Annotated in this window: 13 protein-coding genes; 3 read left to right on the top strand and 10 right to left on the bottom strand. The window is 65.3% G+C overall.

Annotation, left to right across the window (positions count from 1 at the left end; translation table 11 throughout):
* Positions 1–11: 11 nt before the first annotated feature.
* The 8 genes from AC1DMG_RS02430 to AC1DMG_RS02395 all read right to left on the bottom strand — a co-directional run bounded on the left by AC1DMG_RS02430 (position 12) and on the right by AC1DMG_RS02395 (position 7608).
* Positions 12–380, bottom strand: coding sequence for a DUF7716 domain-containing protein (locus tag AC1DMG_RS02430; protein ID WP_441604831.1), 369 nt, complete (start codon positions 378–380; stop codon positions 12–14).
* Between the two features lie 49 nt (positions 381–429).
* Entirely contained in the window at positions 430–1797 is a 1368-nt protein-coding gene (accC, locus tag AC1DMG_RS02425) for an acetyl-CoA carboxylase biotin carboxylase subunit (RefSeq protein WP_477180153.1), read from the bottom strand.
* A gap of 21 nt (positions 1798–1818) precedes the next feature.
* Complete coding sequence (gene accB, locus AC1DMG_RS02420) at positions 1819–2271, bottom strand: acetyl-CoA carboxylase biotin carboxyl carrier protein (RefSeq protein ID WP_441604829.1); 453 nt, start codon at positions 2269–2271, stop codon at positions 1819–1821.
* Between the two features lie 69 nt (positions 2272–2340).
* Positions 2341–2799, bottom strand: coding sequence for a type II 3-dehydroquinate dehydratase (gene aroQ / locus AC1DMG_RS02415; RefSeq protein WP_477180152.1), 459 nt, complete (start codon positions 2797–2799; stop codon positions 2341–2343).
* 150 nt (positions 2800–2949) lie between these two features.
* Positions 2950–3492, bottom strand: coding sequence for a TlpA family protein disulfide reductase (locus AC1DMG_RS02410; RefSeq protein ID WP_441604827.1), 543 nt, complete (start codon positions 3490–3492; stop codon positions 2950–2952).
* Positions 3489–5693, bottom strand: a complete 2205-nt coding sequence (locus AC1DMG_RS02405) for a protein-disulfide reductase DsbD family protein (protein WP_441604826.1) — start codon at positions 5691–5693, stop codon at positions 3489–3491. The genes AC1DMG_RS02410 and AC1DMG_RS02405 overlap by 4 nt, the downstream gene beginning before the upstream one ends.
* 93 nt (positions 5694–5786) lie before the next feature.
* Positions 5787–6704, bottom strand: coding sequence for a DMT family transporter (locus AC1DMG_RS02400; protein ID WP_441604825.1), 918 nt, complete (start codon positions 6702–6704; stop codon positions 5787–5789).
* Positions 6705–6909: 205 nt separating this feature from the next.
* Positions 6910–7608 carry a glutathione binding-like protein gene (locus AC1DMG_RS02395; RefSeq protein ID WP_441604824.1) on the bottom strand — a complete coding sequence of 233 codons (699 nt, stop codon included), beginning with the start codon at positions 7606–7608 and terminating at the stop codon, positions 6910–6912.
* 110 nt (positions 7609–7718) lie between these two features.
* Here AC1DMG_RS02395 and pdxR point away from each other — a divergent pair, with 110 nt between their 5' ends.
* The 3 genes from pdxR to AC1DMG_RS02380 all read left to right on the top strand — a co-directional run bounded on the left by pdxR (position 7719) and on the right by AC1DMG_RS02380 (position 10642).
* Complete coding sequence (pdxR, locus tag AC1DMG_RS02390) at positions 7719–9167, top strand: MocR-like pyridoxine biosynthesis transcription factor PdxR (protein ID WP_441604823.1); 1449 nt, start codon at positions 7719–7721, stop codon at positions 9165–9167.
* A 90-nt stretch (positions 9168–9257) separates the two neighbouring features.
* Entirely contained in the window at positions 9258–10265 is a 1008-nt protein-coding gene (locus AC1DMG_RS02385; protein WP_477180151.1) for a redoxin domain-containing protein, read from the top strand.
* A gap of 2 nt (positions 10266–10267) precedes the next feature.
* Complete coding sequence (locus AC1DMG_RS02380) at positions 10268–10642, top strand: cupin domain-containing protein (RefSeq protein ID WP_441604821.1); 375 nt, start codon at positions 10268–10270, stop codon at positions 10640–10642.
* Here AC1DMG_RS02380 and AC1DMG_RS02375 read toward each other — a convergent pair whose 3' ends face one another.
* Positions 10643–12661, bottom strand: a complete 2019-nt coding sequence (locus tag AC1DMG_RS02375; protein ID WP_441604820.1) for a tetratricopeptide repeat-containing sulfotransferase family protein — start codon at positions 12659–12661, stop codon at positions 10643–10645.
* Positions 12662–12734: 73 nt separating this feature from the next.
* Entirely contained in the window at positions 12735–15419 is a 2685-nt protein-coding gene (locus AC1DMG_RS02370) for a TonB-dependent receptor (protein WP_441604819.1), read from the bottom strand.
* Positions 15420–15459 lie beyond the last annotated feature (40 nt).

The raw sequence follows: 15459 nt of genomic DNA, 5'->3' as shown, positions 1-15459 counted from the left end.
CAAGTGCGCTCCTACAAGGGGCCTGCGGGCGGCACACCCAAAAAACCATCGTGCTTGCGGTAATACTCCAGCGCACGCGCGAAATCCTCTAGTGTGGGCGACGGCTGCTGCCGCGGCTGCACAAACAGCACTTCGGCGAAATCCGCCGCTTCAAGAAAATGGCCCAGCTCATGTTGCGCAGCGAACTCAGGCAGCGCGGCGCCGTGATCGGCAATCAGCGCTTCTTCCTCATCGCCGACGTGCGAGAGATACAGCCTGCACGAAGGCTCGGTGATCTTGCCGCGGATATAGACCCAGGCATAGCGATCCCAGCCATCGCCTTCGTCGAAGGCCTCGGTGATGGCGTCGATCGCTTCGCGCAGTGTGAGCAGGGCAGACATCGTGGTCAGGCAAACCGGCGAGTCGTCGGGACGACTCGCCGGCCACACATCAGCCGCCGTGGGCGGCCTTTTCCTTCTGTTCGGCCATGCGCTTTTCCAGGTAGTGGATGTTCTGTCCACCCTGCTGGAAACCGGCGTCGGCCATGATGCGCTGCTGCAGCGGGATATTGCACTTCACCCCTTCGATCACCGTCTCGGCGAGCGCCAGGCGCATGCGCGCGATGGCGGTTTCGCGATCCGGGCCGTGCACGATCAGCTTGCCGATCATCGAGTCGTAGTTCGGCGGAATGCGGTAGCCGTCGTACAGGTGCGTATCGACGCGCACGCCCGGGCCGCCCGGCGCCTCGAAACGTTTGACCGTGCCCGGCGAAGGCAAGAAGGAGTCGGGATCTTCCGCGTTGATGCGGCACTCGATCGCGTGACCGTGGATCTTGATGTCCGACTGCTTGATCGACAGCTTCTCGCCACCGGCAATCAGCAACTGCTCGCGCACCAGGTCGATGCCGGTGATCAGCTCGGTCACCGGATGCTCCACCTGGATACGGGTGTTCATCTCGATGAAGTAGAAGCGGCCGTCTTCGAACAGGAATTCGAAGGTGCCGGCGCCGCGATAGCCGATGCGCAGGCACGCATCCACGCACACCTTGCCGATCTGCTCGCGCAGTTCCGGCGTGATGCCCGGTGCGGGTGCTTCTTCGACCACCTTCTGGTGGCGACGCTGCATGGAGCAGTCGCGCTCGCCCAGATGGATGGCGTTGCCCTGGCCATCGGCCAGCACCTGGATTTCCACGTGGCGCGGATTTTCCAGGAACTTCTCCATGTACACCTGATCGTTGCCGAAAGCGGCCTTCGCTTCCTGCTTGGTCATGGTGACGGCGTTGCCCAGGTGAGCCTCGGTGYGCACCACGCGCATGCCGCGGCCACCGCCGCCRCCSGCSGCCTTGATGATSACCGGGTAGCCGATCTCGCGCGCAATGCGGATGTTCTCTTCCACATTGTCGCCAAGCGGGCCACCCGAGCCCGGCACGCACGGCACGCCGGCGGCCTTCATGGCGCGGATCGCTTCCACCTTGTCGCCCATCAAACGGATCACGTCCGCGGTGGGGCCGATGAAGATGAAGCCCGACTGTTCCACCTGTTCGGCGAAGTCGGCTCGCTCGGACAGAAAGCCGTAACCCGGGTGGATGGCCTGGGCGTCGGTGATTTCCGCCGCGGCGATGATGCGCGGGATATTGAGATAGCTGTCGATGGACGGCGCCGGGCCGATGCAGATCGACTCGTCGGCCAGGCCTACGTGCTTGAGATTACGGTCTGCGGTGGAGTGCACCGCCACGGTCTTGATGCCCAGACTGTGGCAGGCGCGCAGCACGCGCAGGGCGATTTCGCCGCGGTTGGCGATGACGACTTTTTCGAGCATGGGCATGATCGGTCAGCCGGCTCAGGCGATCACGAACATGGGCTGGTCGAATTCCACCGACTGGCCGTTTTCGAGCAGGATGGCCGTCACGGTGCCGGCCACGTCAGCCTCGATCTGGTTGAACATCTTCATCGCTTCGATGATGCCCAGCGTCTCGCCAGCCTTGACCTGCTGGCCGACCTTCACGAAGGCCGCTGCGCCCGGGCTGGACGAGGCGTAGAACGTGCCGACCATCGGCGCCTTCACCACATGACCGGCGGGCAGGGCGGCCTCGGCAGGCGCGGCTTCCACCGGCGCGGCGACGGCGACGGGCGCGGCCACCATCGGGGCGGCCTGCATTACCGGGGCGGCGGTCATGGTGCCCTTGGGCACGCGCGACAAACGAACGACCTCTTCGCCTTCCTTGATCTCAAGTTCCGCGAGGTTGGATTCCTCGAGCAGGTCGATGAGCTTCTTGATCTTGCGCAGGTCCATGGTTCAAACCTTTTCGTTGAGGCCGCCGCAGCGGCCGGAATGGGAATATGTGGGCGACAGGCCCGGGATTCAGGAGGCGGACGCGCCAGCGCGGTCCAGCCGGTTCAGGGCGGCATCCAATGCCAGCCGGTAGCTGTCTGCGCCAAAACCGCAGATCACGCCCACGGCGATGTCCGAGAGGTAGGAATGCCGGCGGAACGCTTCGCGGGCATGCACGTTGGACAGATGCAGCTCGATGAACGGGATGGCCACGCCCGCCAGCGCGTCGCGCAGGGCGATGCTGGTGTGGGTGAAGGCGCCCGGATTGATCAGGATGATCGCCGTGCCGTCCAGGCGGGCCTGGTGGATGCGGTCGATCAGGGCGTGCTCGGCGTTCGACTGGAACGCTCCCAGGCCGTGTCCGGCGCTCTGGGCACGCTGCATCAGCGAGGCGTCGATATCGGCCAGCGTGTCGCGTCCGTAAACCTCCGGCTCACGACTGCCCAGCAGATTGAGATTGGGTCCGTGCAGGACCAGGATCTTCGCCACGCCCTAACCTTGGGTTGTGCCGGCAGGGCCGGCGTCCGGCGCGGAGTGTGCGCGCCCCGGCGGATGTTGTCCAGTTCGGCGCAGTTCGGCGATGTTTGAAGGAGAAGTTAGCGTTAAACCGTGCGGCGACGTATGGGTGCCGAAACCGCGTCAGGGCGCGGCTGGCGCGGCCCAGGCCTTGAGGTCGTCGGCATCCAGGACACCCCGGCGACTGAACAGCACACGGCCGTTCTCGTCCAGAAGCACGCTGTACGGCAGCACTTCGCCGACGTTACCCAGCCGCAGCGAGGTGCTGGGGCTGTCGAGGCTGCCCAACAGGATCGGATAGTTCACCGGATGGGCGGCCAGGAAGGTTCGCACATTGGCCGGATCGTCCATAGCGACGCCGACGATGATCGGGCCTTTTTCGCCGACGTTGGCCTGTGCCTGCACCAGCGCGGGCATCTCCTTCAGGCACGGCCCGCACCAGCTCGCCCAGAAGTTGATCAGCACGCGGCGGCCGCGGTACTCGGACAGGCGATGTTCCTTGCCGTCCAGGTCGCGCAAGGCCACGTCGGGTGCTATTGCTCCCACCTGGGCGACCTGCACGCCTTGCGGCACACGGGCGCGCTGGCTGGAGTGCTGCAGCCAGCCGCCCACACCGGCGACCAGCACGGCGGCGCCCAGAATGATCCAGTTGCCGCGGCTGATCATGGGTTGGCGGCGACCGGCGTGCCGGCGGCCTTGGTCAGCGCATCCTCGACCAGCGACGAAGTGAGCACCGTCGGCAGCATGCGGCCTTCGCCGCCGTCCTTGGGGAATACCACGTAAAGCGGCACGCCCGGCGAGTGGTACTGCTGCAGGAAGGCGGCAATGGTCGGGTTCACATCGGTCCAGTCGCCCTTCATATAGACCGCGCCGGTCTTCTTGAGCAGGTCGCGGAAGGCGTCGGTGTCGAGCACCGCATGCTCATTCGCCTTGCAGGTGACGCACCAGTCGGCGGTCATGTCGACGAACACCGGCGTGCCGGCCTTGCGCAGTTCCGCGAGCTTCTCCGGCGTATAGGCGACCACGCCGTCCGTTGCGACTGCAGCCTGCGTCGGCGCCTGCACCTTGGACAGATAGAACAGCGGCACGACGGTGAGTGCGAGCAGGACGACCACCGCCACCCGGCTGAACGCGCCCCGCGAACGGCTGCGCTCGAACCACCACAGCGTGGCCGACAGCAGCACCACGGCCACCAGCACCAGGCCCACCGCATCGGCGCCGCGCTGATGCGCCAGCACCCAGATCAGCCACACGGCGGTGAGGTACATCGGGAACGCCAGCACCTGCTTGAGCGTTTCCATCCACGCGCCCGGCCGCGGCAGCATCCGCGCCAGCGCCGGCACGAAGCCTATCGCCAGGAACGGCAGGGCCAGACCGATGCCCAGGGTCAGGAACACCAGCAAGGCATTGATCATCGGCGCGGCAAAGGCATAAGCCAGCGCGCTGCCCATGAAGGGCGCGGTGCACGGGCTGGCCACGGCCACCGCGAGCACGCCGGTGAAGAAGTCGCCCGCATGGCCCGAGCGCGAGGCCAGGCCCGAGCCCACATTGCCCAGCGAAGTGCCAAACTGCACCACGCCCGACATTGACAGACCCACGGCCACCATCACGCAGGCGAGCACGCCCACCACCACCGGCTGCTGCAACTGCGCGCCCCAGCCCAGCGCATGGCCGGCCGAACGCAGCGCGACGATGGCGACGCCGATCAGCGCGAACGTGCTCAGCACGCCAGCCGTATAGAAGAGGGCGTGCGAACGCGCCTTGGTATGGCTCTCGCCACTTTCCAGCAGACCCACCGCCTTGATCGACAGCACGGGCAGCACGCAGGGCATCAGGTTCAGCACCAGGCCGCCGCCCAAGGCCAGCAGCAGCGCGGTGAGCAGGCTCACCTGCAGCGGAGTGGTGGCCAGGCCGGCCGGAGGCATTTCCGGCGCCGGCTCGGCGGCAGCGCCGCTGGTAGGCGTCGTCGCGCTCAGGTCGATGGTGAGCGCGCGGGTCATCAGCGGATAGCAGATGCCGCCGTCCTGGCAGCCCTGGAAACTGGCTTCCAGATTCACGCTCTTGAGCGCCGACGTATCGCCTTCAATGGCCACCGGCAATTCGATCTGGTCGAAATAGACCGTGGTCTTGCCGAAGTGCGCATCCTCATGTTCCACGCCAGCCGGCCACTCGGGCTTGGCAAGGGTCAGGCCGTTGGCATCCTTCAACTTCAGCGCGGTCTGGTCGCGATAGAGGTAGTAGCCCTTGGCCACGGTCCAGCGCAGCAGCAGGTGCTGGCGGTCCTTGGCGAGCGCCTCCAGATGGAAGGCTTGTTCGGCGGGGAGGGTGGCGCCACCGCCGCTCTTGCTGGAACCGAGCTTGCCCAGCGCCGCGCTCATCGCATCGCCGCCGCCGGCCACGCCCGCACCGGCCGGCACCGGCAGGCTCAGCTGCTCGGTATGCGGCGGATAGCAGATCTTGGGATCCACCTCGTGGCAGCCCTGGTACTGCACGCTGAGCTTCAGTTCGGTGGCGCCTGCCGCGACGGTGTACGGCACGGTCGCGTCGACGCCGTGGTGATAAGTCTCCACGTCGCCGAGATACTCATCGTGGTGCTTCTCGCCGTCGGGCAGCTGCGCCTCGCCCAGCGTCGCCCCGTCCGCCGCCTTGAACTTCATGCGGCCGCGGTAGAGGTAGTAGTCCGGCGCAATCGTCCAATGCAGCTTCACCACGCCGGGCGTGGAAGCGTCGGCGGTCAGCTTATAGGCCTCGGTCACCGGCAGCAGGCCGTCCAGATCATCCTGAGCCAGCGCGGGCAAGGCGACCAGCAAGAGGCAGAGCAGGCTGAGGAAGCGGGCGGCCAGTCGGCCAGGGTGGATCAGGCGCATTGCAGCTCCAACAAGGAGAGACCCGCGCCGGGGCGCAGGTGAACCGGGATTATGGCTCAGCTTGCCGGCGGGCCGGGGAAAACCCGCCGGAGCTCAGGAGTGTTCTACAACTACTTCGCTTGACGCGGGCCCGCGGTTACGGCGCAGACGCAGCAAACCGGTGGTGAGTGCCACTCCGAGCAGGATAACGATGCATCCGCCGGCCATCGCCAGGGTGACCGGTTCATGCAGGAAGATCAGGCCCCACACCACGCCGAACACCGGGATAAGAAACATCACCACCATGCTGCGCGAGGCCCCCACGCGGGCCATCAAGCCGTAGAACAGGACGTAGGCGAGCGATGTGCACAAGGCCGCCAGGCCCAGTACGGCCAGCCGTGCCGTCAACCCCGGGGTCCTGACGGGCCACATCCAGACGGTAAAGGGCAGCAGCAATACGGCGGCGGCCAGCTGGCTGCCGGTGGCGACACTGAGCGGCGTGACGCCGCTGCGCAGGCGGCGATGGCTGTAGTGCGCGCCAAAGGTGTAGCAGACATTGGCACCCAGGCAGGCGGCCATCGCCCAACCCATGGCATGCGTGCCACCACCAAAGCCCACCGTGCCGGCCACCAGCCACACCACACCGGTAAAGCCGATCACCAGGCCGCTGGCCTGCATCGGGCTCAGCTTCTCGCCCAGCAGCATCCAGCCCGACAGCGCGACCAGCAGCGGCGCAATCGCATCGGAGATGGCCGAAACGCCTGCCGGCAGACTCTGCGCAGCGAATGAGAACAGCACGAACGGCAGCGCTGAATTGGCGATGCCGACGATGGCGATGTCGCGCCAGTGCGTGCGCATCTCGGTCACCCGTGTGCGTGTCAGCAGCGGGGCCGAGCAGATCGCCGCGCCGATGGCGCGCATGCCGGCCAGTGCCATGCCGCCGAACTCGTTCGCGCCCATGCGCATGAACAGGAACGAGGCGCCCCATAGGGCTCCCAGAACTACGAGTGCAGTGATGTCGGAGGTTTTCATGGCAGTTCTTTGCTCGTCATTCCGGCGCAGGCCGGAATCCAGTAGCGATTAGGTTTGGTTGTCGCGAGTGCGCACACCGGCTCCTCGTGCGAAAGCCCTGCTCATCGCTCCTGGATTCCGGCCTGCGCCGGAATGACGAGGGATGAGAGGTGGCTGTCGATTTGGAAGTCTAGCCGCCCATTGCGTCAGAACCTGTCAGCAGTCTTCAGGCCTTGGGCGCTGCACCCTGGCCAAACAACACGCGGCGTTCCTCGTCCGACAGCGGCTGTTTCGGCGTGTACGCATTCTCGACACCTTCATACGTGCGCACCGTGGCCGGCCGCTGCGAGATGGCGATAAACCAACGCTCCAGGTTCGGGAAATCCGCCAGGTTCTGGCCATGCGCCTCATGCGGCACGATCCACGGATAGCAGGCGATGTCGGCGATGGAAAACTCGCCCGCAATGAACTCGCGTCCTTCCAGCCTGCGATCCAGCACGCCGTAAAGCCGTGCGACTTCGCGGGTGTAGCGGTCGATCGCATACGGCACCGGCTCGGGCGCGTACACCTTGAAATGCCCCGCCTGGCCGGCCATGGGGCCCAGCCCCGCCACCTGCCAGAACAACCACTCCAGCACCTCGATGCGGGCGAGGCTGTTGTTGGGCAGGAATTGGCCGATCTTCTCCGCCAGATAGAGCAGGATCGCCCCGGACTCGAACACCGTCACCGGCGCGCCGCCCCCGGCGGGAGCGTGATCGACGATGGCCGGGATCTTGTTGTTGGGCGAAATGGCCAGGAATTCGGGCTTGAACTGCTCGCCCTTGCTCAGGCTCACCGGGGTGATGAAGTACGGCAGGCCGGCCTCTTCAAGGAATAGCTTGAGCTTCAACCCATTGGGCGTGGCGGCAAAGTACAGCTCGATCATGGCGGGGGCTCCGTGGAGTGGATGGCGACAGTGTCGGGTTTTCACTGGTCTTGAAAAAGATCCAGAACAAGGGAATTCTTTAGGACCAGTCAGCCTTATCGGACACCGCCATGGAACAACCCCTGGCTTTCCCGCTGGATATTCCCCTGCGAGGCCGACTGCAGGCGCTGCATGGACAATTGCGGGCGGCGATCCTGGATGGCCGTCTTCGCATGGGTCAGCCCTTGCCCTCCACGCGCGCGCTGGCGACCTCGCTGGGCCTGTCCCGCAACACCATTGTGGCGGCCTACGACCGCCTGCTCAGCGAAGGCTATATCGTGGCCCGCCAGGGGGCGGGTTATCTGGTCGCCCATGCGGGGCCAACGCAGTCGACGGCACCGCGCTCGACCGGTGGTGAGGAAAAGCGTCTGCAACCGCAATGGCGCGACGCGATCTTTCCCGCGCCGATGAATGCCTTGCCGCCTGCGCGCTACGACCTTCGGGTGGGCCTGCCCGATGCCGCCCGTTTTCCCTTTGAGGCATGGCGCAAATTGTCCGCAAGGGCTCTGCGCTCGTTGTCGCGCACGCCGTCGTTCTATGACGCGGCTACCGGGCGCGAGGCATTGCGCGAGGCTATTGCCGGGCATGTGTCGTTCACCCGTGCTGTCACCTGCAGCGCGGCGGACATCATGGTGGTCGGCGGAGCGCAGCAGGCCTTCGATCTGCTGGCGCGCATTCTGGTCACGCCAGGGCACACGGTGGTGGCGGTGGAAGATCCCGGCTATCCGCCGCTGCGTCAGACCTTCGAAGCCGCTGGCGCGCAGATCGTGCCCGTGCCGGTGGACGACGAAGGCCTGGTGGTCGAGCAGATTCCACGCAACGCACGCGTGATCTACGTGACGCCGTCGCACCAGTTTCCGTCCGGCATGGCGATGTCACCCGCGCGTCGAGCGGCCTTGCTCGACTTCGCGCGACGAAACGACGCGGTGATCATCGAGGACGACTACGACGGCGAATTCCGCTACGGCGGGCGTCCGCTCGATGCACTGCAGACCTTGGATCGCGACGGCTCGGTGTTCTACATCGGCACGTTCTCCAAAAGCCTGTTTCCATCACTGCGGCTTGGCTATGTGGTGGCGCCCGAGTGGGCGATGCCCGCACTGGCCTGCGTGCGGCAGCTCGGCGACCGGCACAGCGACGTGCTGGCGCAGGACACACTCGCGTTGTTCATCAACGAAGGTCATCTCGCGCGGCATGTGCGCAAGATGCGACGCATCTATGCGGAGCGGCGCGAGGCACTGCTCGAAGCGTTGGCGCGGCACGCGGGCGACGCCCTGCAGTCGCTGGCCTCAGATGCCGGGCTGCACATCGCCGTGCAACTGCGCTGGCCGGTTGCGGCGAGCCAGCTGGTCAGGGATGCGCAGGCGGTGAACATGCGTATCGAAGCGCTGGGCGATTACGCCATCGGCAGCACGCGGCCGAACGGCCTGGTGTTCGGCCTGGGAGGCATGCCGGCCACGCGCATGGACGAGGCCGCGCGCGTGCTGGCCCGGTTGCTCCAGGCACATCGCCCGGCTTAGCACTGGTTCTCTCATTTCCGCGAAAACTGGATCTGTTTAAGTACCACCGGGCAGCGGAACATGACCCTATCTTTCCGGGGATGCATCGCCATGCGTTATCTGATCCTTCTTTGCCTGCTCCTGGCCTGCGCGTCGACGCATGCTTCCGAGTCCGGCCAGTCGCGCGCGGAATCGGCCGGGCGCAGCCTGATCGGGCAGCCAGCGCCGCGCATGGTGGTCAAGACCATCGATGGCCAGACCATTGACCTGGGTGCGCTGTACGGCAAGAAGGCGGTCTACCTGAAGTTCTGGGCGACCTGGTGCGTGCCCTGTCGTGAACAGATGCCGCATTTCGAACGCACCTACGAACAGGCCGGCCCGGACATGGCGGTGATTGCGATCGATGTGGGTTTCGACGATAGCGTCGACGAAGTGCGCAAAGTGCAGAAGCAGCTGGGGCTCGGCATGCCGATCGTGTTCGACGACGGTTCGCTGGGCGAGGCCTTCCACTTGCGCGTGACGCCGCAGCACGTGGTGATCGGTCGTGACGGACGCATTGCGTATGTGGGTCATATGGCCGATGAAAAGCTCGACGCTGCATTGGCGCAGGCACGTCGTCCGGCGACCGCCAACCTCGCGTCTGCCGCCGTGCCGAAGGACGAACCGCATTACGACGTGGGCGACCGCGTGCCCGCATTCGAGCTGCACACGCTCGATGGGAAATCGCTGCCGGCATTCGAAGCAACGCGACCGACCGTGCTGCTGTTCCTGTCGCCGTGGTGCGAGTCGTATCTGGCCAAGAGTCGTCCGGCCATTGCGCAGAGCTGCCGCAGCGCGCGTGAACGCGCCGATGTGCTGGCGCGCGACAGCCATGCGCGCTGGCTCGGCATCGCCTCGGGTCTGTGGGCGAGCCACGACGAGCTCGCCGATTACCAGCGCGAGCACAAGATCGCGATGCCGCTGGCGCTGGACGACACGGGCGCCCTGTTCCGACGCTTCCGCGTGATGCACGTACCGACGCTGATCGTGCTGGATGCGCAGGGTAAAGTGATTCGTCGTACGGAAACGGTCGATGACGTGCTGCCGATACAGGCAGCGGCCACGGCCACGAGGCGTTGATCATGCGGACGACCCTGTTTCTCGCCGCGATGTTGATGCTCGCTGCCGCCGTGCCCGCCAGAGCGACGCAGGACAATACCCTGCTCACAGCAGCGTTGACACAGGCGCCCGGCAAATCGCTGGAAGCGCTGCGAGTAAGCTATGCGCCCGGCGAGGCGTCCAAGCCGCACTCGCATGACCGCGATGCTTATGTTTACGTAGTGAGCGGCCACGTGCGCAGCCAGGTCGAAGGGCAACCGTTGCGGGTCTATGCGACGGGCGACAACTGGTTCGAGCCGGCAGGCGCCCGCCATCTCGTCAGCGCCAACGCCAGCAGCACGGAGCCCGCCACCATCCTGGTGGTGTTCGTCGGCAAGCCGCAGATACCGCACAAGTAGTCAGCGATTCGTGCGGTACCGTTCGAGCGCGTCGCCGAGCTGCTCGCGCAGCGATGCCAGATACGGCGCGTAATGCGTCCACTGGTCGATGCCGTCGCGGAAGATCGGCTGGCGTACCTGCTCGGAGCTTGCCGTGCGCACGCTGCGCCGCGTTTCATGGAATGCCAGGCACGCGGGATCGAACGGAAGCCCGCAGTAATCCAGGATGCGCCGCACGTTGCCTTCAAGATCGTCCACCACATCTTCGTGATGCACGCGCAGTACGCGGCCGGGCAGCACGCGGTCCCAGTGCTCCATCACATCGAGGTAGGTGCGGTAATAACGCGCGATGTCCTCGATGCTGTAAGTGAACTCCTGGCCCGTCGCGAACAGTTGCTTGAGGTTGCTGAAGCAGCAGGCCATCGGCTCGCGTCGCGCGTCGATGATCTTCGCGTTGGGGAACATCAGGTGGATCAGCCCCAGGTGCCGGAAGTTGTTGGGCATCTTGTCGATGAAATAAGGCGCCGCGCCACGATAAGTGCGCGTGTCGCGCAGGTAGGCCTCGCCCATCCCGCGGAATTGCTCCGGCGACATCTGCGCAAGCACGCCCGGATAGCGCGGGTCGTCGAGATCGGGGTCGCGGCCCTGCAGTTCCAGCACGATGCGCGGGATGTCCGCCAGCTCCTGCGTGCCGTCCACCAGTGGATGCGATGCGAGGATCTGCTCCAGCAGCGTGGAKCCCGAGCGCGGCAGGCCTACGATGAAGATGGGATCGGCACTGGGGTCTCCCGCACCGGCGCGTTCGGCGAGGAACTCGCGGGTGCACACCTCGATCTGCCGGCGCGTATTTGTTTCGATGATCTCGGGCCGGTAGCGGCTTTCCGATCGCTTGAGCGCGTTGCCCTTGGCGTAATGCTGCCAAGAGGCGGCATAGTCGCCGCGGTCCTCCAGGGCCTTGCCGAGCGCAAAGTTCAGGTGATAACCATCCACCAGCGACGTAGACGGCATCGCGACCTGCGCGAGCATGCCGTCGATTTCTCCGTCGGTGAAACGGTAGGTCTTGAGGTTCGCCATGCTCCAGTAGGCATCCCCGAAATGGGGCCGCGCGGCGATGGCGGCGCGGTAAGCGTCGATGGCCTCGGCCCGGCGTCCCTGGGTTTTCAGTGAGTGGGCAAGCGACAGATGCAGGTCTGCCGCCTCGGGAACGATTTGCAGAAGTTCGCGGTACAGCCCGATGGCGCGATCGTGTTCGCCCAGGCCGACGTTGGCACTGGCATGCAGCGCGCGATAGTCGAGGTGGTGCGGATCGATGGCGAGAAGCCGCTCCATCTGCACGCAAGCCTCTTTGTACCGATGCCGTTCGAACAGCACCTTGGCGTAGTCGAAGCGTGCGGCGTGGTGATCGGGGGCGAGCTGCAGCACGGCTTCCAGCAGGATGTCTGCGTCGTCGAGCACCTCGCGGGCCACGGCCACACGCGCTAGCAAGCGCATGCCTTCCACATCGTCGCCCACACGCTGCAAATGGCCACGGATGACCCATTCGGCCTGCACCAGATCACCATCAGAGAACAGACTGGTGGCGTGCACCACCGCAGGAGCGAGGCGTTTTAGCGTCGCCACGTGGTCGGCGGCCAGTTGCGCGTTCGCATGGTCACCAGCCATGCGATAGAGCCCCTCGAGCAGATTCCAGCTTGAGGGCAGCGCAGGATTGATGTTCACCGCACGAAGCAAGGCATCGATCGCCTGCGTCGCATCGCGCCGCACGACGTGGCAGTGGCCGCGCTCTTCATGCAGCCGACTGAAGGCAGGATGGTGCTGCTCGAGCACGAGCAGAGTTTGCAGGGCGTCGTCGACCTGTCCCAGATGACGTTGGCTGCGGGCGAGCAGATGCATCACGTCGCGGTTTTCCGGCAGCTCACGCGCCAACCCCAAGGCCAGTTGCAAGGCCTGCGGGTGCTGCCCCTCTTGCTGCAATTGCCGCAGTTGCGCCACCTGCTGTTCGACGGACATCGTGATCGGATCAGTGAGCGCTGCGTTCATGCCTGGCCTGCGGGGAAGATGGGGTGGGCTTGCGCCCACCCCATGCTAACGACGCACTCGCGACGGGCAGATGTCAGAACTTGTAGCCAAACTTCACGCCCACCACGCGCGGGCGCAGCGGCACTTCGGACTTGATGAACTGTGCCGACGAGGTGAACACGCTGGCGTGGCTGTTGCTCAGGTTGGTGCCATAGAGGGACAGGTCCCACGCGTCCTTGGCGATGCCCAGCGAGGCGTCGTAGGTGGTATAGCCCTCCTGCAGGTAGCGCAGGTCCACCGTGGTCGGGTAGATCACGCCTTCGCCGCTGGGATAGGTCGCCGGCTGGTTGTACATCGAACCCATGTGGCTGCCACCCACCATGGCGAATGCCTTGTAGCCGCCGTTGAAGTCCCAGTCGTAGCGGGCGCGCAGGTTGAACTGCGAGCGCGGCGAGAAGGCCGGCACGCTGCCTTCTTCGCCGAACGGGTTGGCGAACGGCTGCAGACCCTGGCCGGCGATGGTCACTTCGGTGATGCACGCGCCGTAGGACGGAGTATTGGGGATGTTGCCCACCAGGCACGGCGAGGTGGTCTGCTTGGAGCGGTTGAACGACCCCGAGCCCATCAGCGAGAAGCCTTGCGTGATGCGGGCGTCGAACTGCAGCTCGATACCATCCACCTTGTAGTCGGGACCGTTGACGCCAAACGTCGTGTTGCCAAGCACCAGCGGGTTGAAGAACTGCATCTGCACGTTGTTCCACTTCATGTGGTACAGCGAGCCGTTGAACAGCAGGTGGTTGTCGAAGAACTCAGTCTTGAAGCCGATTTCGTTGTTGGTCAGCGAGTCGGGCGCGTAGCTGAGCGGCTTCTTGTACTGCGGGCCGTCCGGGCCGGCGGCGACGGCCTTGGTGGTGCGGTTATAAGCGCCGGGGCGGAAGCCCTGCGAGAAGGTGTAGTAGACCATCGCATCGGGCGAGATATGCCACACCAGGTTCGCGCGGCTCTTGAAGCCGTGATACGAACCGTTGAGGCCTTCGGCCGTCATATTGGTGGCATCGCCGCCCGTGCATTGTCCGTTGGGCACGTTCACGCAGTTGGAACCGGTGCCGTACTGCGAACCACGCTGATATTCGGAGTAGTGGTAGTAACGCGTGCCGGCCGTGGCGGTAAGCACTTCGGGAATGATGTCGTACGACAGCGAACCGAAGGCCGCGACCTGGCGATAGCCGCGCTGCTCGTCTTCGCCGAACGCGGTGCTGTCGCTGCGCTGGCCCGGATCCATCTGCGCCGTGCCGGGATAGGGCACCACGTTCGCCACGCACGGCGCACCGCCGGCGAGGGCGCTGGCGAGATTGGTCGGCGTGCACGACGGGATCGTCTTGTAGTTGAAGTTCATGTCGTCGAGGATCTTGAAGTCCTCGAAATACAGGCCACCGATGGCGCGCAGGCGGCTGTCTTCGGGCGTGCTGAAGCGCAGCTCGTGGCTCTGGTGCGTGCTCTTGACCTGGTCGTTCCAGTAGCCGATCGGCGAATAGCAACGCGGCGTGGTGCCAGCACCAAGGCCCGTGCCACCGGTGCAGCTGTAGTACCAGCCGCCCACGGCGCGCGCGTAGTTGGTGTAATCCTGCTGTTGGCTGATGTGGCGGTCGGTGTAGCCACCGGTGTAGACGACGGAGAGATCGCCGATCTTGCCGTTCACCGTCCAGGCCGTGTTGGAGTAACGGTCCTTGTCCCACGCCGGTACGAACACGGTGGTCTGCAGCGGTTGCAGCTGCTGGCCGTCCGAGCCGATCGGATAGGTCGACGACTGGCCTTCCGCATCCATCTCCTGGTAGCTCTGCGCGATCAGCACGTCCCAGTCGTCGTTGATCTTGTAGAGGCCGGAGATGCGCGCGCCCTGGTAATCGACCGGGTTCCAGTCCTTCCTCGCAACGGCGTTATTGTTGGCGACCGGGCTGCCCGGCACCGTGCAGTAGCCGGTCCGGGTGGGCAGGCCGTTCGGGCACAGGCCGCCGGTGGGCTTGATGTTGGCGTAGAAGTTGCCGCCGTCGCTGTTGTTGCGCGTGAACGTGCTCGGCACGTTGTCGATATAGCCGCCGCGGTGGTCGTTGTAGATCACGCCGCGCAGCGCGAAGGTGCCGGGGATGATCGGCAAGTTCAATACCGCGCTGGCCGAGTTGTTCGGACCGCCGCCGGCCGTGACGCCGGTGCTCGCCTCCACGTTGCCGCCGACCTTGTTCAGGTTGGGCTTGTTGGTGATGTAACGCACCGCGCCCGCCTGTGCACCGCCGCCGAACAGCGTGCCCTGCGGACCTTCCAGCACTTCGACGCGCTCCATGTCGACCATGTAGATGTCGAGGTTGCGCGCGGGGAACTGCATCGACTGGTCGTCGAGATACACCGCCACATTCGGGAACGGCGCAATCGACGCGCTCGACTGGTTGCCGAGGAAGCCCGTGCTCAGTCCGCGCATATAGATGTTGCCCTGGCCCGGGCCGTTCGCGGCAAAGGTGACGTTGGGCAGGTATTTGATGATGTCGTCGAACGTGCTGACGTTGAGCTGCTGCAGCGTCGTTCCGGTGAACGCCTGCATGGTGATCGGCACGTCTTGCATGTCCTCGTTGGCATGCTGCGCCGTGACCGTGATGGATCCCAGCGTGGACACCGAAGAATTTTGTGCCGCCGGTGCGGGCGCGGCCGGCGCCGCGTCGTCGGCATAGGACACGCGGGTGACCGCAAGCGCGGCAAGCACCGCGCAAGTGATGGCATTGATCTTCAAGACGCACTCCCCGAGGTTTGATGTCGCCGACCAGCGTCGG

Source organism: Dyella sp. 01N36 (assembly GCF_056399745.1).
Note: the sequence above shows the minus strand (reverse complement) of the source record. Positions and strands in the feature narration are given on the sequence as shown.